Origin of the sequence: Mesorhizobium sp. M1338 (assembly GCF_040318045.1) — a bacterium.
Classification (GTDB): domain Bacteria; phylum Pseudomonadota; class Alphaproteobacteria; order Rhizobiales; family Rhizobiaceae; genus Mesorhizobium.
Genome location: NZ_JAMYLL010000004.1, coordinates 58,481 through 82,912, shown reverse-complemented (window position 1 = coordinate 82,912; position 24,432 = coordinate 58,481). Strand labels below are relative to the sequence as shown.

The window sequence follows — 24,432 nt, the reverse complement described above, 5'->3', positions numbered from 1 at the left end:
TTTCGTTCAGCGCATAAAGATCAGGTTCAAACGCGTCGGCGATGAGCCGGTGCGATCAGGGCGCACTGCGCCCGCCGGCCGAACCGAACAACCTGGTCACATGCGGAAAGAAGGCGGGCACACGGGCCGCGTAACGGTCGTATGCGTCGCCGAATTCCTTTCTCGCTTCACGCTCTTCGATGAAGGAAAGCCGCGCATACATGCCGACCAATATAGGGAACATCGCCAGCGTCAGCAGCGTCGGCCATTGCACGAGGAATCCCGCCATGACGAGGACGAAGCCGACATATTGCGGATGCCGGATGGAAGCATATGGGCCGTCCGTTGCGAGGCGATTGTGATGCTGCGCGTCGTAAAGCACTCGCCACGCGGTCGAGATCAGCATGAAACCGGCGCCGATCAGGATGAAGCTAAGAACGTGAAACGGGCCGAAATGCGGATTGAGACGCCAGCCGAACATCATTTCCGGAAGGTGACCGGCATCATGCGAGAACCAGTCGATGCCGGGGTATCCTGACTGCAGCCACCCCGAGAACAAGTAGATCGTCAACGGGAACCCATACATCTCGGCAAACAGCGCCACCAGGAAGGCGCTGAATGCACCGAAGGAACGCCAGTCGCGGCCGGTCCGCGGCTTGAAGAAGCTGAATGCGAACAGGATGAAAATCGCCGAATTGATTATGACCAGGCCCCAGAGGCCGTAGGCAGGAGATTGCTCGACCATCGTCATACTCCTTTATGGTGGGTGTTGCTGTCTTGCGCGCCCGGCTCGGGTTCCTTGTGCCTTGGATGACCGCTGTGACCGCCGTGCCCGCGGTGAAACATGTGAAGCAGAGGACAGGCGAGCAGCAACAGAAACGGCAGGACACCAAAGGTATGCGCCCGGTGCTCAGTGAGAAGGAAAAACGCGGCGATCAGCAGGAAAGCGATCGTGACCAGGCCGGTTTTCGAGGCCCAAAATCCGCCTGCCTCCGGTTCTGGTTCGGACCCGGTCGGGGGACCCGACATGCGGTGAACGTTGTTGGTATTCATGGGATGGGTTCCTTATTTGTCATCGATTGTCGTTGCGGGAGCTTTCGAGCCCATACGTGATGAGGCTCACAGCCCAGACCAGCGCGCAGGCGAACAGTGGCCACCTGAAGTCGGAGCCGATCGTGAAGTTGACCATCGACATCAAGCCGATGGACGACGCTCCTCCGATCAGAGCGCCGGCCACCGCGACCGGATGGCGCGCGCGGAACGCGGTGATTGCCAGCGCAACCAAGAGAACGCCGGTGGCCAAGGCGTAGCCGCCGAGCACCCGGAAAACCTGGGTGAGCCACATGGCAAGCCGTGGACCGATGGCTTCGAGTTCGGCCGCCGAGAGGTTGATATAGCGGACGTCCTCGGGCAGCAGGGGTGGCCTGAGGGCGATGAAATACAATCCGATCCCGGCGATGATCATCCCCGCCAGAGCAAGAGTGACGGACGACGTCGTCCATGGATTGACTGGGGCTTTCATGGGCTGAACCTTGACTTGCCTACCGGCGCCCTGTGGCGACGACATTGTGGATCGAGGCGTAAACGACACCCGCCAGCAGCCCGACGATGCCAAGCCCGAGAACGCCGTAGAGAACTCGGACGGGGCTCATCGGCGCCGTGGACCTGACCGCGCTGAGGTCGAGCCCGTGCATGATGGCGCCGAAGAAATCGAATGTTGCCTCTGGCCAGACAGCGACGGCCAAAGCGCAGAGCATGCTCATCAGGGCCAACGTCACGCCCAGCGCAATGCCGACGGACAGGACACTGAGTTTGTCCATATCTTCCTCCTGTCACTTCGCGTGTTGCTTGAGCCATTCCTGCATGGCGGCGATCTCGGACTGCTGAGCCGTGATGATTTGATTGGCCCAAACCTTGACCTGATCATCCTTGCCGAATTGCAGGACCGCCCGTGCCATATCGATGGCGCCCTGGTGATGAGGGATCATCGCCTGGACGAACGCGACATCGGGATCGCCGGCCTGGATGCCCTGCATCATCGGCGCGTCCATTCGCTTCATCGCCTCCATATAATTTCTGGAGGCCTCTGACATGTTGGCGGTGTCCATCGGCATGTTCGTTATGCCGCCCTGACCCTGCATCATCCCGCCCTGCATCATCGGCATCATCTGCTGCATCATCGGCATCATTTGCTGCATCATGGGAGCCATCTTCTCCATCATGGGCATCATCTTCCGCATCGTGGACATCATTGCCGTGCACTGCTCGGGCGACCCGCCAGGCATCGCCTCCGCGGCCGGTGCCGTTGTCGTGGTCTGTGATGCGTCGGCCGCCGGATGGTGCGGATCTGTCTGGGCAAAAACCGCACCCGACAGGGTTGCGCATACGGCAAGCGTGATCAATCGAAGGTGGGTTTTCATGGCTGTTTCCTTGTCGTTGATGTGAAAACCGACAGGCGAATTCAGGATGCGCAAGGCAGCCCGGATCGCCGCTACCGGTGTGGTTTCGCGGATCGTTCGCTCGTTATGGGGACTTGATGGCACTGCTGGATTCAACAGTCCCGAGCACCGCGACGGCGCGATATCAGGCGAAGGTCTGGGGAGGTCGCAGGAGGGCCTCGGGGTCGATGCCCGTTGCCTGAAAAGCCTTGCCCGGCATGAAGCGGACGGCAACCGGCGCGTCGTGAAGAACGCCGCATTCGCCGGCGGAAATGCCTGCAGCACAACAGCCGGAGCCGGTCGAGTGCACGCAATCCAGGCAGCCATCACATGGCGCGCGATGGTTGTCTTGGTCTGTCAACGCGATGTGACCCATCACCTTGTGCAAGGCGCTCGTCGTGAGCGTCGCAACGTCAGTTGTGACGCCGGCATCGGCGCCAATTGCAGAAGCGGCAACGGCACCGCCCGCGATCAGGAGGATCACGGCCGCCCATAATCGAAGCTGAGCCAACGCGATTTTCATGCGTTCAGTCTAGCCCAACCGTGCGCCACCACTTTGATGCAAATCAATGCCGCGGCTCTGGGAGAGCGCCTAGTTTCAGCGAGCCTCTTTTCCCAGCTCTTCCTTGGGGAATGAACTGGAGCTGAAACCATGTCGGCAAAGCCGCGTTCCACCGAGACTCCCGTCAGGATAGAATCGCCGGCCGACCCTTCGTATTCATTTCGGCCTCATATGAGCGCTTCGTCATGGACGACGCTTGGTTCGAAAATGGACTACGAGTGCGACGCAGGCGAAGCTCGTTGGGTTGGCCCCAAGTTCGGATTCCATGGAACCGAAGGAGCACGCAATCCCGACGATCGAGCATCTAGAAGGTCAACCGAACAATGACGGACTGAATGGTGCGCGAACGCGTCCATTCGCTAGGGTTCGATAAGCGCGGGCGCGTCGCGATCCGGCGGCATTCCCAACCGGCAACGAGAGACAGGCATGACCCAGCACAAGACAATACCTATCCCCACCAGCCGGTTGTCCGAACACGAACTGAGTGACATCGATGCCTATTGGCGCGCCGCCAACTATTTGACGATTGGCCAAATTTACCTGCTCGACAATCCGCTGCTTCGCGAGCCACTACGGCTGGAGCACGTCAAGCCGCGCCTGCTCGGTCACTGGGGAACGTCTCCGGGCCTGAGCTTCATCTATACCCATCTCAACCGCGCCATACGGCTTCGAGACACGAACGTCATCTATGTCTGCGGTCCCGGCCATGGCGGCCCGGCCATGGTGGCAAACACCTATCTGGAGGGCACCTACAGCGAATTAAATCCAGACATTTCGATGGACGAGCAGGGAATGCGCAGGCTGTTTCGACAGTTTTCATTTCCAGGCGGGATTCCTAGCCACGCCGCTCCCGACGTGCCGGGTTCGATCCACGAAGGAGGCGAACTGGGCTACGCACTATCTCATGCCTATGGTGCTGCCTTCGACAATCCTGATCTCGTCGTGGCCTGTGTCGTCGGCGACGGCGAGGCGGAGACCGGACCGCTTGCCACCGCATGGCATTCGAACAAGTTTCTCAACCCGGCACGTGATGGTGCGGTGCTACCGATCCTGCACCTGAACGGCTACAAGATCGCCAATCCCACCATCCTGGGCCGCATTCCCGAAGAAGAATTGCGCGCGCTGTTCATTGGCTATGGCTATGAACCGCTGTTCGTCGAGGGGCATGATCCGGCATTTATGCATGAGCGGATGGCGACCACGCTCGACGATGCGCTGGACCGCATCCAGGCGATCCAGCGTGCGGCGCGCGATGGTTCCGAGGTATCGGCCCCGAGACCGAAATGGCCGATGATCATCCTGCGAAGCCCCAAGGGCTGGACCGGCCCGAAAGAGGTGGATGGATTGAAGACGGAAGGATTCTGGCGCTCGCACCAGGTTCCCTTATCCGGCCTCGCCGAAAACCCGGCGCATCTGAAGCTGCTTGAGGAGTGGCTGAGAAGCTATCGACCTGAGGAACTGTTCGACGATGCCGGCGCCGCTATCGCATCGATCCGCGCCACCACGCCCGCGGCCACGCGGCGCATGGGATCCAACCCGCATGCCAATGGCGGCCTGCTGCGCAAGTCCCTCGATCTGCCCGCGCTGCACGACCATGCGGTTGCGGTCGAACAGCCAGGTGCGGTGAAAGCGGAGTCGACGCGGGCCATGGGCAAGTTCCTGCGTGGCGTGATGGAACTGAATCAGGCGGCGAAGAACTTCCGCATCGTTGGTCCCGACGAGACCGCCTCGAACCGGCTTCAGGACGTATTCGAAGTCACCGAGCGCGCCTGGATGGAAAAGATCCTGCCCGAAGACGTTCATCTCGGCCGCGACGGCAGGGTTCTGGAAATCCTCTCCGAGCATACCTGCCAGGGCTGGCTTGAAGGCTACCTGCTGTCCGGGCGGCACGGTCTGTTTTCCTGCTACGAGGCGTTCATCCATATCGTCGATTCCATGTTCAACCAGCATGCGAAATGGCTGGATGCCTCCCGACACATTCCGTGGCGGCGGCCGGTCGCCTCCCTGAACTACCTGCTGTCGAGCCATGTCTGGCATCAGGAACACAATGGCTTTAGCCACCAGGATCCCGGCTTCATCGACGTCGCCCTCAATAAGAAGGCCGACATAGTGCGCGTCTACCTGCCGCCGGACGCCAACACCTTGCTTTGCGTGACCGATCACGTGTTGCAGACATGGAACCGCGTCAACATCATCGTCGCTGGCAAGCCGCCGTCGTGGCAGTGGCTGTCAATGGACAAGGCCATCGTCCATTGCAAGACAGGGATCGGCATCTGGGACTGGGCATCGACCGAGAATGGCGAAGAGCCGGACGTGGTCATGGCGTGCGCCGGCGACGTTCCGACCCTCGAAACGCTTGCGGCCGTGCAGATCCTCCGGCATCACGTCCCTGAACTCAGGATCAGGGTGGTCAACGTCGTCGATTTGATGACACTGCAGCCCAAGGAGCATCATCCGCACGGGCTGCCAGATCGGGATTTCGACGCATTGTTCACCGCCGACAAACCCGTCATCTTCGCCTATCATGGTTATCCCTGGGCCATTCATCGCCTGACCTATCGGCGCACCAACCACGACAACATCCACGTGCGTGGCTATAAAGAAGAGGGCACGACGACGACGCCCTTCGACATGACCGTTCTGAACGGCCTCGACCGTTTCCATCTCGTCAAGAGCGTGCTTGAACGCGTTCCGGAACTCAAGGGCGTTCAAGTCGGTCTCAAGCAGGCGATGGACAGCAAGCTGCTTGAACATCGAGCCTATATTCGCGCCCATGGGCAGGATATGCCGGAGATACTTGACTGGAAGTGGGATCAGGACCTGGATGTGGTGCAAATCCGCCCGGCTTGAGCCGATGCCCCGTCTTCAGCGAACTGCGTTGACAGCACATCGGACGGCCCATGACTGACGCTTTCCTCGTCCTGAACGGCGGTTCCTCCAGCCTGAAGTTCGCTGTCTTCGAGGCACGCGACGGCCTCCCCCCGCTGCTGCGCGGCAACATCGCCTCGCTTGGCGGACATCCGCAACTGAATGCCGAGGCCGCGGGTGACAGGCCGAAGATCTTCAGGAGCCTGGGCGATGGACCGATCGATATCGGCGAAGCATTCACTGCCGTAGCCTCCCTCCTGGCCGATCGTGAACTCCTGCGCCGCATCGACAGCGTGGGGCACAGGATCGTTCATGGCGGCCGCGACTTCACCGAAGCGACGCTGCTCGATGCGCCCGCGCTCGACGCACTCGCCCGGCTCGAGCCGTTGGCGCCGATCCATCAGCGGATCAATCTCGAGATCGTGGCACTGGCTGCCGACCTCCTCCCGCAAGCCATGCAGGTCGGATGCTTCGACACAGCGTTTCATGCGACCCGCCCGAGCGTTGCGAAGATCTACGGCATTCCACGTGCGATGACCGAGGCGGGTATCGTTTCCTACGGCTTTCACGGCTTATCCTACAGCCACATCGCCTCGCGGCTGCGCGACCGCTATGGCGCCGGCGCCGGCGGCCGGGCAATCGTCGCCCATCTCGGCAGCGGCGCCAGCGTGTGCGCCATGGACGCCGGACGAAGCATTGCAACGACGATGGGGTTTTCGACGCTGGATGGCCTGATCATGAGCACGCGTTGCGGCGCGCTCGACCCGGGGATCATTCTCCACCTCCTGCAGGACAGGAAGCTGTCGGTCGGTGAATTGGTCGCACTGCTTTACGAGCAGTCAGGCCTGCTCGGCGTGTCGGGAATATCCGGGGACATGCGGACGCTCATCGGCTCGGACGACCCTGCCGCCGCCGAGGCGGTCGATCTATTCGTCTATCGCATCGGGCGCGAGATCGGATCGCTGGCCGCTGCCCTTGGAGGGCTTGATACGGTGGTGTTTACCGCCGGCATCGGTGAAAACGCGCCATCGATCCGGGAAAAGATCGGAGTTGCTGCCGGCTGGCTTGGCGTCGGTATCGATCATGACCAGAATAGAAGAGGCGAGGAGATCATCAGCCTTGCCAATTCACGCGTCGAGGTTCTTGTAATCCCTACCGATGAAGAGAGAGCCGTTGCCAGCCAACTGCTCTCTGCGCCTTCGCCGAGGCGGGCAAGACCCAGCTTTACCCTGCCGTCGCGGAGGAGACATTGACATGCTTCCAGTCTCCGGCGTGGCGGAAGCCGCCATGGGCGAAGCCGCCGTCACGAGACAGCCGGACCAATAACGGCACGCTACCAAAATAGCCGCCCTGAAGAAGCCTAAGCGGGACTCCGAGCCAAATCTTACGGCCCCAATAAAAGTCCCGCCGGACCCTTGATCGCCAGAAAATGAATCCCAAGTGGGTACCAACCCGCTGGTCCGGGCCCCTCTGGTGAGAGCCTCGCACTCTTGCGATGTCGGACCGATTTTCTGACAGCTCGTGCCGACAGGGGATTGCCCTTGAGTTTCTCATTTTTGTTCGTCGAGTGGCTAGGAACGCCGCTGTGGATGTGGTCGAGCTTTTTTGTCCTCGTCATTGCTATTCTGTCGTTCGACCTTGGAATTCTTCACAGGCAGGACAAGGAAATCGGCGTCGGCGAAAGCGTGATGCTTTCCGGCCTCTATGTCACGCTCGGGCTCGCCTTCGGTGGCTGGGTATGGTGGTATCTCGGCTCCGACGCCGGCCTCGCCTATCTGACAGGCTTCGTCGTCGAAAAGACGCTGGCGCTCGACAATGTCTTCGTCATTGCCCTGATATTCTCATTCTTTGCCGTGCCGCCCATCTACCAACACCGGGTGCTCTTCTGGGGCGTCCTCGGCGTCTTGGTGCTGCGGGCCATCATGATCGGTGTCGGCGCGATGCTGGTCGCCGAGTTCGCCTGGGTTCTTTATATCTTCGCCGCATTCCTGATTATCACCGGCATCAAGATGCTGATCGTCAAGGAGGCAGAACCCGACCTGTCGAAGAACGTCCTCTTCCGCTTCATGCGCAATCGCTTTAACATCACCGACGAGCACCACGGCGAACGGTTTTTCGTCAAAAAGACGAATCCCGGGACGGGCCAGGCGAGCTGGTTCATCACGCCGCTCTTCATGGCGCTGGTGATGGTCGAGGTGGCCGACGTCATATTCGCCCTGGATTCCGTCCCTGCGATTTTCGCGATCACAACCGATCCGTTCATCGTCTACACCTCGAACGTCTTTGCGATCCTCGGCCTTCGCGCCCTCTATTTCGCGCTTGCGGCGATGATCCACCGCTTCCGCTACCTGAAGCCCGCGCTCGCTATCGTTCTGATCTTCATCGGCTCGAAGATCTTCGTCGCCGATCTCCTGGGCCTTGAGAAGTTCCCGGCCGCCTTCTCGCTCGTCATTACCTTTGCGATCATCGGCGCCGGCGTGGTCTGGAGTCTTGTCAAGACGCGGGATCAGCAGCGACAGTCTGCGCGACCGGGGCTGCAACGACGAACACCGTTAGCTAAGGAACAGCAAGGAAACAGATATGATTTCTGACTTCATCAGCTGGATTTTTGCCATGCTCGTCCGTGTCGACTCGCGTCCGACGGGCTGGTATCCGTTCGTTCTCCAGGGCGGGAATATCCTATAGGACAACGACAGTGGCGCCATTGGAGGCTCTGTCATAAAGGTCGATGATATCCTCGTTGAGCATGCGGATGCAGCCGGAGGACGCCTCGGTTCCAATCGTCCACGGTTCTGACGTGCCATGGATACGGTAGAGGGTGTCGACGCCGTTCTGGTAGAGGCTTCCAAGAACCCCAGCCATCCCTTTAAGGTCCGTTCCGGACACATGGGTTACGGTTGACATGGGGTAACACTTTTGGCCCGAAGGGGTTTGGAGTGGCTCGAGCCTCCCAGTGCAAATCGCGGCAAACGGGGATCGTCACTTTGCACATGGTCTGAATAGTATTGAACATCTCCCTCTTTTCCATACAAGGTCGTCGAAGAATCGACCAAGAGGGGTGGCGGCTCAACATGGAACTTCAATGAACCTTCCTATCTTCGCCATCAACCTCGATCGCGAGACCGGTCGCTGGAGCGAATTGGTCGCCAGCGCCGAGGCGGCCGGCCTGACCTTGCAGCGCATTGCCGCCATCGACGGCCACGCCCTCGCTAAAGAGGAATGGACGGAGATCGATCTTCCAACCGCGCGCAAGCTAAGCGGGCGCGACATTCTGCCCGGCGAATATGCCTGTTACCGCAGCCATATCCAAGCGCTGGAAACGTTCCTGGCCGGTGGCGGCGCCCATGGCCTGATTGTCGAGGACGACGTCCTCTTCAGCGAAAACACCATACCGCGCATCGAGGCCATCATCGCGGCGGTCCCGGATTTCGACGTCATAAAGCTGATCAACCATCGCATGAGCTTCTTCATGCGCGCTGTCGAGACGACGGAAGGCGACGAGATCGGTCGCGCGCTGCATGGCCCGCAAGGCTCAGCGGCCGCCTATCTGGTTACGCGGGAGGGGGCGCGGGGACTGTTGTCGGCGCTCGCCGTAATGAAAATGCCATGGGATGTCGCACTCGAACGATTTTGGGATACCGGCCTGAAAGTCTATTCGGTCCGCCAAAACGTGCTTGGCTTCGCCGCAAGCAGCAAGAATTCCGGCATAGCCGGTCCCTCGGGAAGCTACAAATTCGCAAGGCTTGGCGGGCCGAGCCGGCTACGCGCCGGGGCGTTGCGGGCCAGCGACGAGCTGCGCCGCCTGCATCACGTCCTGCTGCGGCCCCCTCTGCCGCGAGAAACCCCGGACTACGCCAGGGGCGACGCGCCGCGCAACACCCTGCTTCTGCTGCTTGCGGCATTCGCTATTCTCGCTTTGGTCTCCGCGGTCTGGCGCGAGGCCGACACCTACCGCTATGCGGGGCTGGCGCTGGCCTTGGTCGCAGTCGTCCGCTGGTTCAGGGTGGACCTGTGGACCTACAGCAAACCGCTGATCGGTTGGGTCGGCGGTCTGTGCATAGGTTGGTCGCTCTATGTCTTCATCCGACTGGCGATCGTCTATTTCGGCACCCACCAGTTGGGTGGCGCCGAAGGCATTTACCTGTTTCCGCTGTTCTACGCGACGACCGGCTTCGCGTTTCTGCTGTTTGTCAGGCAGCCCGCGCGGCTCGTCCTCTGGTTCATGATCCTCAGTCTTGTCTTCCTGGCGGCGGACACCCCCTATTCGGACATGCTGCAAGGTATCCAACCGGCGCCGCGGCTTTTCAACAATCCTATCCACGCGTCGGTGGCGGCCGGTTTCATTTTCCTTTGCACGCTACAATTCATGGCATACACGGCCCAAAGAACGGACCTGAGGAAAGCAACCAAAAACCTGCATTGGGCGCTGTCGACAGCCGTCCTGCTGTTTACCCTCGTCAACATCATTGGGATGCGGTCAAAGGGTGTCTGGCTTGCGCTTGCGCTGGTCCTGCTCTTGTTGGCGGTCATGACCCTGGCGAGAGGCCATCGCCGCGAACTGTTGGTTTCGGGTGGCGTGCTGGCGATCGTGGCGGCCGGCGTTGTAGCAACACACAACATCTTCTCGTCCACCGCCGGCGACACCATGATCTTCGCCAAGGCCCTGGTTCCGGATGTCTTGAGGCATGGCGTCCTCCCGGCCTTCGACCGCGCTATCGCGAGCGATACGGTTCCATTTGCAGCCAAGGAACGGCTGATGCTGTGGGCGGATGCGATCGAGATCTGGAAACGCCACCCGATCTTCGGAGCCAGTTCCAGCTGGCTGACCGAATGGGAGCACAGAACCTATCATCCCATGATCTTCAACGTCTTCCACAACGGTTATCTGGAGATTGCCGTGCGTTATGGTGTGGTCGGACTGGCGTTCTTCGCCTTTCTCTACACCTGGTCGGCCAGGCAGGTTCTGCTGGCCATGCGGGCCAAACTTATCGCTCCGGCCGCATGGTCCTGCTACATCTCAACACTGGTCTTCTTCGCCCTAACCATCCTTACCAATTCAAACAACCGGCTGGCTATGGGTGAGGCTTTCATGTGGTTCGCCGCGGCATTCGGCTTCTATTGTTTCTATGTTCGCCAGCAGAACAACCTTGTCGCGCCGCGAACCTATTTTTAGCCAGACGGGCCGGCGTGGCGCGCGACGCGTCAGCTCGCCTCGCGCATCGCTTCGGCCGCCTGCAGGTCGACCGACACCAGCTGGCTGACGCCCTGCTCGGCCATGGTCACGCCGAACAGCCGGTTCATGCGCGCCATGGTGATCGGGTTGTGGGTGATGATGACGAAGCGCGTCTCGGTGGTGGCTGCCATTTCGTCCATGAGATTGCAGAAGCGCTCGACATTGTGATCGTCGAGCGGGGCGTCGACTTCATCGAGCACGCAGATCGGCGCCGGATTGGTCAAGAACACCGCGAAGATCAGCGACATCGCCGTCAACGCCTGCTCGCCGCCGGACAACAGCGTCATGGTCTGCGGCTTTTTGCCGGGCGGGCGGGCCAGGATTTCGAGCCCTGCCTCGAGCGGATCGTCGGATTCGATCAGCTGCAACTCCGCCGTGCCGCCGCCGAACAGATGCGAGAACAGCCGCTGGAAATGGCTGTTGACGACGTCGAAGGCGGCAAGCAGCCGCTCACGGCCTTCGCGGTTGAGGCTCTGGATTGCTTGCCTGAGCTTGCGGATCGCCTCGATGATGTCCTCGCGTTCCGACACGATCGCCTCGAGCCGGTCGGAAAGCTCCTTCTGCTCTTCCTCGGCGCGCAGGTTGACGGCGCCCAGCCGTTCGCGTTCGATCTTCAGCCGATCGAGCTGACGCTCGATCTCGGCCATATCAGGCATCGGGCTGTCAGCCTCCAGACCGGTATGGCGGATGACCAGATGCGGCGGCGTGTTCAGCGTCTCTTGGATGCGTGCCTCGACCTCCAGCCGACGTTCGTCGGCCGCGGTCAGCCGCTCTTCGGCGCGAACGCGGGTCTCGCGCGCCTCGGCCAGGAACTGGATGGCGCCGGTGGCGGCCTTGTCCAGTTCGGATTGCCGGTTCTCGGCTTCCTGCAAACGGTCGGCCGCCGCCTTGCGCAAAGTCTCGGCCTCGGTGAGCTGCGACAGCAGCGCGCGCCGCTTGGCGTCGATTTCATCGGGCGCATCCGCCAACCGCTCGCGTTCGGCCTCGGCTTCGGCCTTGCGTTCGCCAAGCGATGCGATCTGTGTCGAGGCGTTTTCAGCCCGCTCCAGCCAGTTGCCGCGCTCGGCGCCAATGGCATCGAGCCGGCGCGCGCGCGCCTCGGCTTCGCGCCGCAGACCCTCGTGCACCGCACGCGCATCGGCAAGCGTGGCGCGGTCGCGGGCAACATTGGCCGAGGACTGTTCGAGCTGCAATTGCAGGTCGCCGAGATCGGGCGCGTCCTGCAGCAGCATTTCCGCCTCGGCGAAGGCCGCCGAGGTCTCCTCATGGCTGTCGACGATGCGCGCACGCGCCTCATCCAGTGCGGCGCGGCGGCTCTGCAATTCGCCGCCGGCCCGTTCGGCCTCAGCCAGCGCATTGCGGGCAGCGTCCAGCCGATGCTGGGCTTCACGACCGGCCTGGCGCGCATTGCGCTCGGCCTCGCTCGCCAGGCGAAGCGCCTGTTCGGCCTGCGCCAACGCTTCTTCGGCCTGACGCAGGACAAGCGTCGCCTGTATCGCCTCGGCATCGAGCTCAGCCAGCCGGTTCTTCTGCGCCAGCCGCTGTGCGGCGGCGGTCGGTGCGTCGGCACTGGCGGTAAAGCCATCCCAGCGCCACAGCGCGCCCTCGCGGCTGACCAGCCGCTGGCCGGGAGCAAGGAGGGCCTGCAGGCGGCGGCCATCGCCTGATACAACGATACCGATCTGCGCCAGGCGGCGGGCGAGCTGTGCCGGGGCGCGAACCACGCTGGCAAGGCTCCTGACGCCCTCGGGCAGAGCCGCGTCGCCGGACTGGATTCCGCTTTCGCCCCAATGCACCGGCGCGCTGCGGTCGAGCGGCACGTCGAGGTCTTCGCCAAGGGCCGCACCCAGCGCCGTCTCGAAACCGCGCTCGACGCTGATCTGTTCCAGCACGGCCGGGAAAAGGTCGCCGCTGGCGGCATTGAGTATCTTGGCCAGCGTGCGCGCTTCCGTCTCGATCCGCGCCAGCTCGGCCCTGGCATCCTGAAGCGGCGGCCGGGCAGCGCTTTCGGTGGCGCGGGCATCGATAACCGACTGTTCGGCCTCCAATATGGCAGCCTCGGCTTCCTCCAGCAGCGCCATGGCTTGTTCGACCAGCACGCGCTTCTCGGCCGGATCCGGCAGGCCGGCGACCTTGGAGAGTATCTCCGACAATTCGCGGTCGACGTCGGCAAGCTGACGCGCGAAGCGGTCGCGGCGCTCGGCGGTGTCGCGCAGCGTCCGTTCGATCTGGTTGCGCGCGGCGGCAGCCTCTGCCCGCTCGGCGGTCAGCGTGGCGAGCTTGGCTTCGCTTTGCGAAAGCGTCGATGCCGCCTGTCCGAAGGCGGCGCGGGTGCTCGCCTCGCGCTCGGCGGCACCGGCATTTTCGGAATTGAGCGTGGCTTCCTCGCTGCGAAGGCGTTCGAGGATATCCGCATTGTCGCGGACCATGCGCTCCTCACGCGCGATGTCGCCGTCGAGTTGCTGAAGCCGGCGTTCGAGCTCGCTCTGACGGGCGCGGATGCGGCCGGCTTCCTCCTCGATCTGGGACTTGGCGATCGACAGGCGCTGGAAGGCGGCGGCTGCGGCGGCTTCCGCGTCGCGCAGATCGGGCAGGCGGTGAGCGCCGATGCCTTGCTCGCGGGCGGCGGCCATCTGTGCGGCGGCGCGGTCGCCGACAAGCGCCGTGGCAACGGCAAGTGCCGAGCGCGCATCGCCCTCCTGGGTCTTGGCCAGCGTCCAGCGCAGATGCAACAGCGTTGCTTCGGCCTTGCGGATATCGGCCGACAGGTTCTTGAAGCGGGAGGCCTGGCGCGCCTGGCGCTTCAGGCTTTCGATCTGGCTTTCCAGTTCGCCGACGACGTCGTCCAGCCGTTCGAGGTTCTGTTCGGCCGCCTTCAGCCGCAGCTCTGCCTCATGGCGGCGCGTGTGCAGGCCGGAAATGCCGGCCGCCTCTTCGAGAAGGGCGCGGCGCGCCTGTGGCTTGGCCTGGATCAGTTCACCGATACGGCCCTGGCCTACCATCGACGGCGAACGCGCGCCGGTCGACTGGTCGGCGAACAGAAGCTGCACGTCCTTGGCGCGCGCCTCCTTGCCGTTGATGCGGTAGAGCGAGCCCGCCTCGCGCTCGATGCGGCGCGACACCTGCAATTCATCGGCATCGTTGAACGCAGCGGGCGCCGAGCGATCACTGTTGTCGAGGAAAAGCGTGACTTCGGCGGTGTTGCGTGCCGGGCGCGTGCCCGAGCCGGAAAAGATGACATCGTCCATGCCGGACGCGCGCATGTTCTTGTAGGAGCTTTCGCCCATCACCCAGCGCAGCGCCTCGACCAGGTTCGACTTGCCGCAGCCATTCGGCCCGACAATGCCGGTCAGTCCGCGTTCGATGACGAACTCGCCGGGCTCGACGAAGGACTTGAAACCGAGGAGGCGAAGGCGCGAAAACTTCATTCGCGCCGCCCACTAAGCGGATATCCGTGGTTTTGCAAAAGGAATTCGCGGCACGACAAGAAGCCGCGCACGCCGAAGCGCCGCCGCCTCAGTGCTGACTGGACATCAGAGCAGAGGGTCGATGATGGCCGACATTTCCTCAATCGACATCGCCCCTTTGTAAGTCTTACCGTTGATGAAGAAGGTCGGCGTCGAGTCGACCTTGAATTCATTAGCGCCGCGCTTCTGGACCGATCTCACATCGTCCAGAAGTTTCTGGTCCGTCAAGCAGGCCTCGAAGGACTCCTGTGTAAAACCGGCGAGCTTCGAGATTTGCAGCAGCGCATCCTTGGTGTTCTGAACGCCAACCCAGTTCGCCTGCTGCCTGAACAGGACGTCGACCATAGGGTAATAGTTATCCTTGGCGCAGCGCGCCAGCATGAAACCGGCTTCGGCACTCGGATCGAACGGGAATTCGCGCAGGATGTAGCGCGCCTTGCCGGTGTCGATGTACTTGGTCTTCAGTTCCGGAAAGGTGGTCTCCGCGAAATGCGCGCAGTGTGGGCAGGTCATCGAGGCGTATTCGACGATGGTGACCTTGGCGTCGTCCTTGCCAAGCTGCTTGTCGGGCAGCGCACCGGGTTTCAGCAATTCCGCCATATCCACGGTGCCTTGGGCTTCGGGCGCGGTTGCGGCGGCCGGCGTGGCGGGCTTCGCGGGAGTGGCAGGGTTCGCAGGCTTCACATCCGCGGCCTTCGCTTCCTCGCCGGAGTCGCTGCAGGCGGCGAGCAGGGCGACCGCCGGAATGGCGGCCAGCGAAGACAGGACGTTTCTGCGAGACAAGCTTTGGCCGAACGGGGGACGGTTCATACGAATCACCTGACAAGGGTTGGATTTTGCAATGCAAAGGCACGAAAAGGCGAGAGTTGGCGCGAATTAAGGCATCTCGATCCCCAATCCAATCGCGAAACCTGACAAGGGCGATCACGAATGCGAGATATTGACGACAAATCCATGACGTTCTTCAGGGGGTCTATGCCTTCCTCTCCCCGATAATGGTCGCGCCAAGTCTTTCCAGCGAGGCGCGCAACTCATCATTGTCGACCAGGCCGACGGTTCCCGACAATTTCGTCTTCTCGGCCGCTGTCAGCGGCCTGAGGGCCGGTCTGCGCCTTCCTTTGTCGGCTGTCACCGGCTTCTGCAGGATCCTGATGCGGCCGATGGCGGTGAAACCGAGGAAGGCGTTGACCCGGTTGATGATCTCACCGGTCTCGTGCTGCAAGTGCAGCGCCGCCATGCCTTCGCAGGCGATGACCAGCACCGCCGGCTCGAACGGATCGTCCTCATGCATGCGGCGCGGCCACTGGATTTTTTCGGGGCGCGAGTGGCTGGCCAGCCGTGGCCCGGCGATCTCTTCCCATGACTGGACGAGGCCGATCGAAATGCCGGCCCGCCTGCGCAGGACCGGATCGAGGATCTTGGTCGCGAGATCGCTGACCGGGACGGGATTGCCGTAGGGCGTTCTCCCTGCCATGTACGTTCTCCAGCCACGACCTTCATCAGTATCGGCCAAGGCCAATTCCCGATCAATGGCACCAGCAGACCAGACCCGCAAGACCGCATCTAGAGATAGCATAGCCGCATCCGGGGATATCGCGTCCCGCCTGCTCGGCTGGTACGATGTGCATCACCGTGAGCTGCCGTGGCGGATCACACCTCCTGAGCATGCGCGCGGCGTGAGGCCCGATCCCTACCGCATCTGGCTGTCCGAAGTCATGCTCCAGCAGACCACCGTCGAAGCGGTGAAGGCCTATTTCAAGGTATTCGTCGAGAAATGGCCCGATGTCGAGGCACTGGCCGCGGCGCCGACCGAGGATGTGATGAAAGCCTGGGCCGGGCTCGGCTACTACTCCCGCGCCCGCAATCTCAAGGCTTGTGCCGATCTGGTGGCCCTGCGTGGCCGCCGGTTTCCCGACACCGAGACGGGGTTGAGAGAACTGCCCGGCATCGGCGCCTATACGTCGGCGGCCATCATGGCGATCGCCTTCGACCGCCCTGCCGCCGTCGTCGACGGCAATGTCGAACGCGTCATCTCCCGACTGTTTTCGATCACCACGCCGCTGAGCGAGGCCAAGCCCGAGATCCGTGCCTATGTCCAGCGCATGGTGCCAGGGACAAGGCCGGGCGACTTCGCCCAGGCGATGATGGACCTCGGCGCCACGATCTGCACGCCGCGCCGGCCGCGCTGCATGCTGTGCCCGCTGCGCGAAGACTGCAGCGCGGTCGTTTCAGGCGATCCCGAGCACTTCCCAGTGCGCCTGCCCAAGGCCGACAAGCCCCTGCGGCGCGGCGCTGCCTTCGTCGCCGTGCGGGGCGACGGTGCCATTCTTCTGCGCAAACGGGCGGAGAAGGGCCTGCTTGGCGGCATGACCGAAGTGCCGACGACAGGCTGGACCGCGCGGATCGATGGGGGCACCACGGAAGCGGCCGCGCCTTTCCCTGCCGACTGGCGGCGTGCCGGCCAGATTGCCCATGTCTTCACGCATTTCGCTCTCGAACTCGAAGTCTTTCACGCCCACATCAAAGGTGGTGCGCCGGAGGGGCATTTCTGGTCGCTCGCCAACGAGATTTCCGGCGAGGCGCTGCCCACTGTCATGAAAAAGGCAATCGAGGCTGCGATACCCGGCGCGACGAAAAAGCCGTCACCACACCATGCAAAGAGGCCCCATGACTGAAATACGCCATATCGTTTTCGACATCGGCAGGGTGCTGATCCACTACGATCCCAACATTCCGTTCAGCCGCCTCATTCCGGATGCCGAGGAGAGAAAGTGGTTCTTCGACAATGTCTGCACGCATGACTGGAACATCGAGCAGGACCGCGGCCGGACTTGGGAAGAGGCCGAGGCGCTGCTGATCGCGGACCATCCCGAACACGCGGAAAACATCCGCAGTTTCCGCCGCCACTGGCACGAAATGGTGCCGCACGCTTATGACGACAGCGTCGCCATCATGGTCGGCCTGATCGAGGGCGGCCACGACGTGACCATGCTGACCAACTTCGCCAGCGACACGCTGGCCGAGGCACGCGAGCGCTTCGATTTTCTCGACCGGCCACGCGGCGTCACCATCTCCGGCGAGATCGGCATGATCAAGCCGGATCGCGGCATTTACGATCATCACGTCGCCGCATTCGGGCTGGAGCCATCGGCCACGCTGTTCATCGACGACAGCCAGAAAAATGTCGACGGCGCCAAGGCGGCCGGCTGGCAGTCGGTGCTGTTCACCGATGCGAAGACGCTTCAAGCAGACCTTGAGCGTCTCGGAATCAAGGCGTGATTCCAGCGATCCGTTGAACCTTTGAACCAACGGAATTCGAAACCATTGGCAGGGCTCAGGCCCCTGCCCGCTCCATGCCAAGCCGTGCGATGCGGCGAAGCTCGTCGATCGGGGTGAGGCCGCCGCTGCGCTCATAGTGCCAGAAGGTCCAGCCGTTGCAGGCATCCAGCCCCTGCACTTCGGCGCCGATCTTGTGGATCGAGCCGGCGCTGTCGCCGATCGCCACCGTGCCATCGGCGCGCACCTTGGCCGCCCAGCGCTTCTTGGCGTCATAGAGCGTCGCGCCCGGCATCATCAGCCCGGTGTCGATCAGGCTGACGAAGGCGACGCGCGGCTCGGCGCGCTTGCCGGTAAGCACGGTGAGATCCGCGCCATCCAGCGGCCGCACCGCATCGATGCGCTCGTTGGCGGCGTCGATATAGGCCTGCTCGCGTTCGATGCCTACGAAATGGCGGCCGAGGCGTTTTGCGACCGCGCCGGTGGTGCCGGAGCCGAAGAAGGGATCGAGCACGATGTCGCCCGGTTTGGTCGAGGCCATCATGATGCGGGCGAGCAGCGCTTCCGGCTTCTGCGTCGGGTGCAGCTTGTCGCCATTGTCGTTCTTCAGCCGCTCGCCGCCGGTGCAGATCGGAAACAGCCAGTCGGAACGCATCTGGATGTCGTCGTTGGACGCCTTCATCGCTTCATAGTTGAAGGTATAGCCCTTGCCCTTCTGGTCGCGCGTAGCCCAGATCATCGTCTCATGCGCGTTCTGAAAGCGGCGGCCACGGAAATTCGGCATCGGGTTGGTCTTGCGCCAGACCACGTCGTTGAGGATCCAGAAGCCGAGATCCTGCATCTTGGCGCCGACCCGGAAGATGTTGTGATAGGAGCCGATGACCCAGATGGTGCCGTTGGGCTTCAGGACCCGCCGCGCCGCCAGGAGCCAGGCACGCGTGAAGGCGTCATAGGCCTCGAAACTCTCGAACTGGTCCCAGTCGTCATCGACGGCGTCGACCTTGGACTGATCAGGGCGGTGCAGGTCGCCGTCGAGCTGCAGATTGTAGGGCGGATCGGCGAAGATGACGTCGATCGACTTTTCGGGCAGCCGGTCGAGCGTGGCGACGCAATCGCCCTTGAGGATCGTGTCCAGCCATTCGGATTGCTGGGGAGCATGGGATAGCTCGTCGAGAAGACGCACGGCAGACATTCTGACACCCAAGGCACGCGTTACTGTTTACTCTCCGTTATGGTTACCGATCAGCGTAAATATTCGGTGAAGACTGCAGAGTTTGCGAAGGTGGCCCTGTTGGTGTATGCCGCGCCGCCTGAGCCTCCCGAGGCCCCTTCATCCTCCCATTGTCCGGATCACCATGCCCCAGCCAGACCTTGTCATCTTCGATTGCGACGGCGTGCTCGTCGATTCCGAAATCATCGCCGCCCGCGTCGAGGCGGAGCTACTGACCCTAGCCGGGTACGAAATCTCCGCGGAAGAACTCGCCGAGACCTACGCTGGTCTGACGTTCAAGGACATCATGATGCGGGTCGAGGAGAAGTCCAGCATCCCATTCCAGGTATCGTTGATCGACCGCGCCGAAGAGCTGGTCGACCGTAAATTGCGCAGCGACGTACGTGCCATCGATGGCGCGCGCGAGGCAGTCGCCGCGGTGACAATGCAGCGTTGCATCTGTTCCAATTCACGCTCGGAGCGGATCGAATTCATGCTGGAGAAGGTTCACCTGATGCCCTTCTTCAAGAACCGCATTTTTTCCGCGATGGAAACACCGACCGGAAAAACCAAACCTGCCCCGGACGTGTTCCTGTTCGCGGCGGAGAAACTCAACGCAAACCCGTCGAACACCTTCGTCATCGAGGATTCCGTGCACGGCGTCCACGGCGCCAGGGCGGCCGGCATGCGGGTGATCGGCTTCACCGGCGCCACCCATAGCTATCCCGGCCATGCCGACGCGCTGACCGAGGCCGGCGCCGAAACGGTGATCCGCCGATGGGCGGAGCTGAAAAGCGTGGTCGCGGCGCTGTCGGAGTGGTCGGCGGATGCCTGAGGTATGATTGAATTCCGCCCTCGTGGCGGGACTTTTCTCGCCCGGCCGGCCTACCGTTCTCGTGCTTCAGAGTTGTACGATGCGATGCTGCAATTTTGGGGCTGGTTTTTCGTTTCAAAACCCTGATGGCTCTGCGATAATTGCGCCATGACGATTGAGCTTGAAATGATCTAGCTAATTGGCCGCACCGACGAACTCTTGGCGTCAAATCCCATGATCGGACGCAAGGGGCGAGCGGGCGGAACCCGCGAGCTTGTGATAGCGCGGACACCCTACATCGTTGTTTACCGGGTGCGCGGCAGCGACATTGAAATCATCGCCGTTGTCCATGGGGCCAGAGAATGGCCGGAGGGCCTCACATAGCCCGCCCATGTCTTGTGTTCGTCGCTTAATTCGTCGCCGGAGCTCTCTTCCTGTGGGTCTTCTTCGGCTTGTCCGTCGTTGCCTTCGGCGCGTTTTCATCATAGCCGGCAAAGGCCTGATAGTCCTGCGCCGTCGGCTCGGGCACGACGACATTGGAATCGGTGAAGACGAACTGGGTGGCGACCGAGGGGTCGGTGACCTGGACCTGATACTGGTGAAGCTGCGAGTAAAGGACCTCGGTGCCATGCATCACGGCGGTGCGGATCGGCATGGTGATGGTGCCGGGCGAGAATTTCGGTCCCGGCACGATTTTGCCGGCGACCGCGATCTTCATCGTCAACTGGCCGTTGGCACGGCTGCAGTCGCGTGTCACGTCGCTGACCGATGCCTGGTAGATGATGTTCGCCGACTCGTCGGGCGGAGTAGCAGCGGCGGCGTCGGCCTCAGCCTGAGCCGCGGCGTCCTGCGCGGCGTCTCCCGTCTTCTTGAGCCTGGGCTTGGGCTTCTGGGCGTCCTTGGAATAGGTGTTGTAGAATGCCGTGCCGTCTCGCACCGTCACCCTCGGACAATAGGCCTGCAACTGGCTGGCCAGTATTTTGGGATCCTGCGGCGGAGGTGGCGCCGTTGGGTCCTTCTTGCCGATGCCGAGGTTCAGGATGCCATTGTCGCCCGATTGGCAGCCGGCGGCGGCAAGCATAAAGCCGGTGAGCGCAAGACCCGCCAAAAAGCGACCACTGAATGTACGAAACGCCATGAAACTGCACTTCCCTCTCGCAAAGCTGGTGACGTATATCAACCGCACGGCAAAAATGCGACTGAGCCAGCGCGGAAATTAACCACCTTGCGGTGGACGGAAAAGCCAAGCAGTAACGGATTTGTGACATGCAATATGTGAGTACCCGCGGGGAAGCCCCCGTTCTTGGATTTTCCGACGCCGTGCTGGCTGGCCTGGCGCGCGACGGCGGGCTCTATGTGCCGCGCGAGTGGCCGCGGTTTTCCGCGGCCGAGATCCGCGCCATGCGCGGCCTTGCCTATCCCGATCTTGCCATCCGCGTGCTGTCGCCGTTTCTCGGCGACGAAATCCCCGCACCCGTCTTCGAACGCCTGGTGCGCGAAGCCTATGCCACCTTCCGCCACGAGGCCGTCTGCCCGCTGGTGCAGACCGGCCCCAACACCTTCATCCTGGAACTCTTCCACGGGCCGACGCTCGCCTTCAAGGACGTGGCGATGCAGCTTCTCGCCCGGCTGATGGACCATGTGCTTACCGAACGCGATCAGCACGCCACCATCGTCGGCGCCACGTCGGGCGATACCGGCGGGGCGGCAATCGATGCGTTTGCCGGGCGCAGCCGCACCGACATCTTCATCCTTTTCCCGCACGGTCGCGTCTCGCCGGTGCAGCAGCGGCAGATGACGACATCGACGGCTGAAAACGTCCACGCGCTGGCGATCGAAGGCAATTTCGACGATTGCCAGGGCCTGCTCAAGGACATGTTCAACGATCATGGCTTTCGCGACCGGGTTGCGCTTTCTGGCGTCAATTCGATCAACTGGGCCCGCATCATGGCCCAGATCGTCTACTATTTCTCCTCGGCGCTGTCGCTCGGCGCGCCGGACAGGCCGGTCTCCTTCACAGTGCCGACCGGCAATTTCGGCGATATCTTCGCCGGCTACGCAGCCAAGAAGATGGGCCTGCCGATCGAACGGCTGGTCATCGCCACCAACGACAACGACATCCTGGCGCGGACCTTCGCGACCGGCGAATACCGCACCAAAGGCGTCTTTGCGACCACCTCGCCGTCGATGGACATCCAGGTGTCGTCCAATTTCGAACGCTTGCTGTTCGAGGCCTCAGGCCGCGACGCCGCGACCGTGCGGCGCTACATGGACGGCCTGAAGCAGTCCGGCGCTTTCACCATCGAACCCCAGCAAATCGCCGGGATGCGGTCCGAATTCGATGCCGGCCGCGCTGATATGGACGAGGTCGCCGCCACCATCCGCTCGACGCTCGCGGCCAGCAACTACCTGCTTGATCCGCACACCGCGGCAGCCGTGCATGTCGCGGCGGGCAAGGCGTCAGGCGCGGTGCCGATGGTGGTGCTGGGCACCGCCCATCCGGCAAAGTTTCCGGCCGCCGTCGAAGCCGCCAGCGGCGTGTCGCCCGCACTGCCCGCATGGCTAGGTGGGTTGATGACATCGGAGGAAAAATACACGGTACTTCCATCCGACCTGAAAATGGTGGAAGATTACGTCGGCCGCCGTGCACGGGCGGCGCGTTAGGGAGTAGTAGCCATATGGGTGTTGAGGTAAGCCGTCTGTCGAACGGCCTGACAGTCGCCACCGAAACCCTTCAAAGCATCGAATCGGTTGCCCTTGGAGCCTGGGTCAAGTCGGGTGCCCGCAATGAACGTGACGACGAGCATGGCATGGCCCATCTGCTCGAGCATATGGCGTTCAAGGGTACGAAAAGGCGAAGCGCCTTCGAAATAGCCTCGGAGATCGAGGACGTCGGCGGCGAGATCAACGCCGCCACCAGCGTCGAGACCACCTCCTACTATGCCAGGGTGCTCTCCGACGATGTGCCGCTGGCCGTCGACATTCTTGCCGACATCCTGCAGGAGTCCGAGTTCGACCCACAGGAACTCGAACGCGAGCAGCATGTGATCCTGCAGGAGATCGGCGCCGCGCACGACACGCCCGACGACATCGTCTTCGACCGCTTCACCGAGACGGCGTTTCGCCACCAGACCATCGGCCGCTCGATCCTTGGCACGCCGGAAACCGTCAAATCCTTCACCTCGAAGCAGTTGCACGATTTCATCGAACGGCAATATGGCGCCGAGCGGATGGTGATCGTCGCTGCCGGCGACATCAAGCACGATAATTTCGTGCGCGAGGTCGAAAAGCAGCTCGGCGGCTTCCGCAGCAAGGCCGACAGCACCATCCCGCAATATGCGCAATATGTTGGCGGCGACTTCCGCGAGGATCGCGACCTGATGGATGCGCAGATCGTGCTGGGGTTCGAAGGCCGCGCCTATCATGTGCGCGACTTCTACGCCTCGCAGGTGCTGTCGATGATCCTCGGCGGCGGCATGTCGTCGCGCCTGTTCCAGGAGGTCCGCGAAAAACGCGGCCTGTGCTATTCGGTCTATGCCTTCCATTGGGGCTTTTCCGACACGGGCGTCTTCGGCGTCCATGCCGCCACCGGCCAGAGCGACATCGCCGAACTGGTGCCTGTCATCATCGACGAACTGCAGAAGGCCGGCGAGAAAATCCTGCAGGAAGAACTCGACCGTGCGCGTGCCCAGTATCGCGCCGGGCTGATCATGTCCGCCGAAAGCCCGGCCAGCCGGGCTTCGCAGATCGCACGGCAACTGCTTCTGTTTGGCCGGCCGATCGCCAAGGAGGAACTGATGGAACGGCTGGCGGCGCTGACGATCGAGCGGCTGACCGATCTGTCGTCGCGATTGTTCTCGACCAAGCCGACGCTTACCGCTGTCGGGCCTGTGGGCACACTGGCGCCATACGAAACGATCCTCGAATCGCTCGCAGGCACGCAGACCACGGCCCGCAAGCTCGCCGTCTAAGCCCCTCAAAGCGCCATGTTCGCGCTCCCTTTCTTCCGCCGTGATCTGCCGGCGCTGAAAGGCGACCGCGTCACGCTACGCGTACCATTCACCAATGATTACCGCGAGTGGGCGGCGGTGCGCGGCGAAAGCCGCGCCTTCCTCGAACCTTGGGAGCCACGCTGGACTCCCGACGAACTCGACCGCAACGCATGGCGGCTGCGCATCAGCCGCTACCGCGAAGACTATGCGCAAGGGACGGCCATCGCCTTCTTCATCTTCGAAAGGAGCAGCGGCAAACTGGCGGGCGGCATCACGCTCGGCAACATACGCCATGGCGTCTCGCAAAGCGGCCATGTCGGCTACTGGATCGGCGAGCGCTTTGGCGGCCGCGGCTTGATGACCGACGCGGTCAAGGTGGTGACCCGCTTCGCCTTCGATACGCTGAGGTTGCACCGGATCGAAGCGGCCTGTATTCCCGACAACGCCCGGTCGATCCGCGTGCTTGAAAAAGCCGGATTCCGGCGCGAAGGACTTCTGCGATCCTATCTCAGGATCAACGGCATCTGGCAGGACCACTACCTCTACGCCCGGATCGCGGACGATCCGCCGGGCGTTGGAACGAAGGACTGATT

General features: G+C 62.3%; 22 protein-coding genes and 1 pseudogene. 11 read left to right on the top strand and 12 right to left on the bottom strand.

All coding sequences use genetic code 11. The annotated features are described in order from the left end of the window. Positions 1–55: 55 nt before the first annotated feature. The 6 genes from NKH19_RS05920 to NKH19_RS05895 all read right to left on the bottom strand — a co-directional run bounded on the left by NKH19_RS05920 (position 56) and on the right by NKH19_RS05895 (position 2,940). Entirely contained in the window at positions 56–724 is a 669-nt protein-coding gene (locus NKH19_RS05920) for a methyltransferase family protein (RefSeq protein ID WP_352981955.1), read from the bottom strand. Positions 725–726: 2 nt separating this feature from the next. After that, complete coding sequence (locus NKH19_RS05915; RefSeq protein ID WP_352981954.1) at positions 727–1,032, bottom strand: DUF2933 domain-containing protein; 306 nt, start codon at positions 1,030–1,032, stop codon at positions 727–729. 19 nt (positions 1,033–1,051) lie between these two features. Then, positions 1,052–1,444: a hypothetical protein gene (locus NKH19_RS05910; RefSeq protein ID WP_352981953.1), complete on the bottom strand. Its 393-nt coding sequence runs from the start codon at positions 1,442–1,444 to the stop codon at positions 1,052–1,054. Between the two features lie 76 nt (positions 1,445–1,520). Continuing rightward, on the bottom strand, positions 1,521–1,799 hold the full coding sequence (locus NKH19_RS05905; RefSeq protein ID WP_352981952.1) for a DUF5676 family membrane protein: 279 nt from the start codon (positions 1,797–1,799) through the stop codon (positions 1,521–1,523). A gap of 12 nt (positions 1,800–1,811) precedes the next feature. Continuing rightward, positions 1,812–2,453 (bottom strand): CopM family metallochaperone, encoded by a 642-nt coding sequence (copM, locus tag NKH19_RS05900; RefSeq protein WP_352981951.1) that lies wholly within the window; start codon positions 2,451–2,453, stop codon positions 1,812–1,814. 109 nt (positions 2,454–2,562) lie between these two features. Further along, a complete protein-coding gene (locus NKH19_RS05895) occupies positions 2,563–2,940 on the bottom strand; it encodes a hypothetical protein (protein WP_352981950.1) in 378 nt (125 codons plus the stop codon). A 465-nt stretch (positions 2,941–3,405) separates the two neighbouring features. Between NKH19_RS05895 and NKH19_RS05890 the strand changes: the two genes are divergently transcribed. The 3 genes from NKH19_RS05890 (at position 3,406) to NKH19_RS05880 (ending at position 8,438) form a co-directional block, all read left to right on the top strand. Then, positions 3,406–5,829: a phosphoketolase family protein gene (locus NKH19_RS05890; protein ID WP_352981949.1), complete on the top strand. Its 2,424-nt coding sequence runs from the start codon at positions 3,406–3,408 to the stop codon at positions 5,827–5,829. 50 nt (positions 5,830–5,879) lie between these two features. Continuing rightward, positions 5,880–7,100 carry an acetate/propionate family kinase gene (locus tag NKH19_RS05885; RefSeq protein ID WP_352981948.1) on the top strand — a complete coding sequence of 407 codons (1,221 nt, stop codon included), beginning with the start codon at positions 5,880–5,882 and terminating at the stop codon, positions 7,098–7,100. A gap of 288 nt (positions 7,101–7,388) precedes the next feature. Further along, positions 7,389–8,438, top strand: coding sequence for a TerC family protein (locus tag NKH19_RS05880; protein ID WP_352981947.1), 1,050 nt, complete (start codon positions 7,389–7,391; stop codon positions 8,436–8,438). 88 nt (positions 8,439–8,526) lie between these two features. On the opposite strand, the pseudogene NKH19_RS05875 reads toward NKH19_RS05880, so the two are convergent. Further along, positions 8,527–8,688, bottom strand: a pseudogene (locus tag NKH19_RS05875) (L,D-transpeptidase); the annotation flags it as partial. 241 nt (positions 8,689–8,929) lie between these two features. Here NKH19_RS05875 and NKH19_RS05870 point away from each other — a divergent pair. Next, entirely contained in the window at positions 8,930–11,020 is a 2,091-nt protein-coding gene (locus NKH19_RS05870; protein WP_352981946.1) for an O-antigen ligase family protein, read from the top strand. A gap of 29 nt (positions 11,021–11,049) precedes the next feature. Here NKH19_RS05870 and smc read toward each other — a convergent pair whose 3' ends face one another. The 3 genes from smc to NKH19_RS05855 form a co-directional block, all read right to left on the bottom strand. Beyond that, a complete protein-coding gene (smc, locus tag NKH19_RS05865) occupies positions 11,050–14,508 on the bottom strand; it encodes a chromosome segregation protein SMC (RefSeq protein ID WP_352981945.1) in 3,459 nt (1,152 codons plus the stop codon). Positions 14,509–14,613: 105 nt separating this feature from the next. Then, positions 14,614–15,357, bottom strand: coding sequence for a DsbA family protein (locus tag NKH19_RS05860; RefSeq protein WP_352981944.1), 744 nt, complete (start codon positions 15,355–15,357; stop codon positions 14,614–14,616). A gap of 163 nt (positions 15,358–15,520) precedes the next feature. After that, positions 15,521–16,021: a DUF721 domain-containing protein gene (locus NKH19_RS05855; RefSeq protein ID WP_352981943.1), complete on the bottom strand. Its 501-nt coding sequence runs from the start codon at positions 16,019–16,021 to the stop codon at positions 15,521–15,523. 55 nt (positions 16,022–16,076) lie between these two features. Between NKH19_RS05855 and mutY the strand changes: the two genes are divergently transcribed. Then, positions 16,077–17,222 carry an A/G-specific adenine glycosylase gene (mutY, locus tag NKH19_RS05850; RefSeq protein WP_352981942.1) on the top strand — a complete coding sequence of 382 codons (1,146 nt, stop codon included), beginning with the start codon at positions 16,077–16,079 and terminating at the stop codon, positions 17,220–17,222. Then, complete coding sequence (locus tag NKH19_RS05845) at positions 17,215–17,826, top strand: HAD family hydrolase (protein WP_352981941.1); 612 nt, start codon at positions 17,215–17,217, stop codon at positions 17,824–17,826. The genes mutY and NKH19_RS05845 overlap by 8 nt, the downstream gene beginning before the upstream one ends. A gap of 55 nt (positions 17,827–17,881) precedes the next feature. On the opposite strand, the gene NKH19_RS05840 is transcribed toward NKH19_RS05845, so the two are convergent. Continuing rightward, positions 17,882–19,015 carry a site-specific DNA-methyltransferase gene (locus NKH19_RS05840; RefSeq protein ID WP_352981940.1) on the bottom strand — a complete coding sequence of 378 codons (1,134 nt, stop codon included), beginning with the start codon at positions 19,013–19,015 and terminating at the stop codon, positions 17,882–17,884. Positions 19,016–19,178: 163 nt separating this feature from the next. Between NKH19_RS05840 and NKH19_RS05835 the strand changes: the two genes are divergently transcribed. Together NKH19_RS05835 and NKH19_RS05830 are read left to right on the top strand one after the other, a co-directional pair. Then, positions 19,179–19,868, top strand: coding sequence for an HAD family hydrolase (locus tag NKH19_RS05835; RefSeq protein WP_352981939.1), 690 nt, complete (start codon positions 19,179–19,181; stop codon positions 19,866–19,868). A 198-nt stretch (positions 19,869–20,066) separates the two neighbouring features. Then, on the top strand, positions 20,067–20,231 hold the full coding sequence (locus tag NKH19_RS05830) for a type II toxin-antitoxin system RelE/ParE family toxin (protein ID WP_352968564.1): 165 nt from the start codon (positions 20,067–20,069) through the stop codon (positions 20,229–20,231). Positions 20,232–20,256: 25 nt separating this feature from the next. Here NKH19_RS05830 and NKH19_RS05825 read toward each other — a convergent pair whose 3' ends face one another. Further along, positions 20,257–20,985 carry a hypothetical protein gene (locus NKH19_RS05825; protein WP_352981938.1) on the bottom strand — a complete coding sequence of 243 codons (729 nt, stop codon included), beginning with the start codon at positions 20,983–20,985 and terminating at the stop codon, positions 20,257–20,259. 128 nt (positions 20,986–21,113) lie between these two features. Between NKH19_RS05825 and thrC the strand changes: the two genes are divergently transcribed. From thrC to NKH19_RS05810, 3 genes are read left to right on the top strand one after another with little or no spacing between them, the layout of a single operon-like run. Next, positions 21,114–22,511 (top strand): threonine synthase, encoded by a 1,398-nt coding sequence (thrC, locus tag NKH19_RS05820; RefSeq protein ID WP_352981937.1) that lies wholly within the window; start codon positions 21,114–21,116, stop codon positions 22,509–22,511. A 14-nt stretch (positions 22,512–22,525) separates the two neighbouring features. Further along, complete coding sequence (locus NKH19_RS05815; protein ID WP_352868840.1) at positions 22,526–23,818, top strand: M16 family metallopeptidase; 1,293 nt, start codon at positions 22,526–22,528, stop codon at positions 23,816–23,818. Positions 23,819–23,833: 15 nt separating this feature from the next. After that, the gene (locus tag NKH19_RS05810; protein WP_352626599.1) at positions 23,834–24,430 is read left to right on the top strand and encodes a GNAT family N-acetyltransferase; all 597 of its coding nucleotides are present in this window, start codon (positions 23,834–23,836) and stop codon (positions 24,428–24,430) included. Positions 24,431–24,432: the final 2 nt, after the last annotated feature.

What these genes read in the sequence shown, in the direction of transcription:
- NKH19_RS05920 (WP_352981955.1), bottom strand. Translation starts at nt 724, where the DNA reads ATGGTCGAGCAATCTCCTGCCTACGGCCTCTGGGGCCTGGTCATAATC.
- NKH19_RS05810 (WP_352626599.1), top strand. Translation starts at nt 23,834, where the DNA reads ATGTTCGCGCTCCCTTTCTTCCGCCGTGATCTGCCGGCGCTGAAAGGC.
- NKH19_RS05815 (WP_352868840.1), top strand. Translation starts at nt 22,526, where the DNA reads ATGGGTGTTGAGGTAAGCCGTCTGTCGAACGGCCTGACAGTCGCCACC.
- NKH19_RS05905 (WP_352981952.1), bottom strand. Translation starts at nt 1,799, where the DNA reads ATGGACAAACTCAGTGTCCTGTCCGTCGGCATTGCGCTGGGCGTGACG.
- NKH19_RS05915 (WP_352981954.1), bottom strand. Translation starts at nt 1,032, where the DNA reads ATGAATACCAACAACGTTCACCGCATGTCGGGTCCCCCGACCGGGTCC.
- NKH19_RS05885 (WP_352981948.1), top strand. Translation starts at nt 5,880, where the DNA reads ATGACTGACGCTTTCCTCGTCCTGAACGGCGGTTCCTCCAGCCTGAAG.
- mutY (WP_352981942.1), top strand. Translation starts at nt 16,077, where the DNA reads ATGGCACCAGCAGACCAGACCCGCAAGACCGCATCTAGAGATAGCATA.
- NKH19_RS05910 (WP_352981953.1), bottom strand. Translation starts at nt 1,444, where the DNA reads ATGATCATCGCCGGGATCGGATTGTATTTCATCGCCCTCAGGCCACCC.
- NKH19_RS05845 (WP_352981941.1), top strand. Translation starts at nt 17,215, where the DNA reads ATGACTGAAATACGCCATATCGTTTTCGACATCGGCAGGGTGCTGATC.
- NKH19_RS05890 (WP_352981949.1), top strand. Translation starts at nt 3,406, where the DNA reads ATGACCCAGCACAAGACAATACCTATCCCCACCAGCCGGTTGTCCGAA.
- NKH19_RS05895 (WP_352981950.1), bottom strand. Translation starts at nt 2,940, where the DNA reads ATGAAAATCGCGTTGGCTCAGCTTCGATTATGGGCGGCCGTGATCCTC.
- NKH19_RS05860 (WP_352981944.1), bottom strand. Translation starts at nt 15,357, where the DNA reads ATGAACCGTCCCCCGTTCGGCCAAAGCTTGTCTCGCAGAAACGTCCTG.
- NKH19_RS05840 (WP_352981940.1), bottom strand. Translation starts at nt 19,015, where the DNA reads ATGTCTGCCGTGCGTCTTCTCGACGAGCTATCCCATGCTCCCCAGCAA.
- NKH19_RS05870 (WP_352981946.1), top strand. Translation starts at nt 8,930, where the DNA reads ATGAACCTTCCTATCTTCGCCATCAACCTCGATCGCGAGACCGGTCGC.
- NKH19_RS05835 (WP_352981939.1), top strand. Translation starts at nt 19,179, where the DNA reads ATGCCCCAGCCAGACCTTGTCATCTTCGATTGCGACGGCGTGCTCGTC.
- NKH19_RS05825 (WP_352981938.1), bottom strand. Translation starts at nt 20,985, where the DNA reads ATGGCGTTTCGTACATTCAGTGGTCGCTTTTTGGCGGGTCTTGCGCTC.
- NKH19_RS05855 (WP_352981943.1), bottom strand. Translation starts at nt 16,021, where the DNA reads ATGGCAGGGAGAACGCCCTACGGCAATCCCGTCCCGGTCAGCGATCTC.
- smc (WP_352981945.1), bottom strand. Translation starts at nt 14,508, where the DNA reads ATGAAGTTTTCGCGCCTTCGCCTCCTCGGTTTCAAGTCCTTCGTCGAG.
- thrC (WP_352981937.1), top strand. Translation starts at nt 21,114, where the DNA reads ATGCAATATGTGAGTACCCGCGGGGAAGCCCCCGTTCTTGGATTTTCC.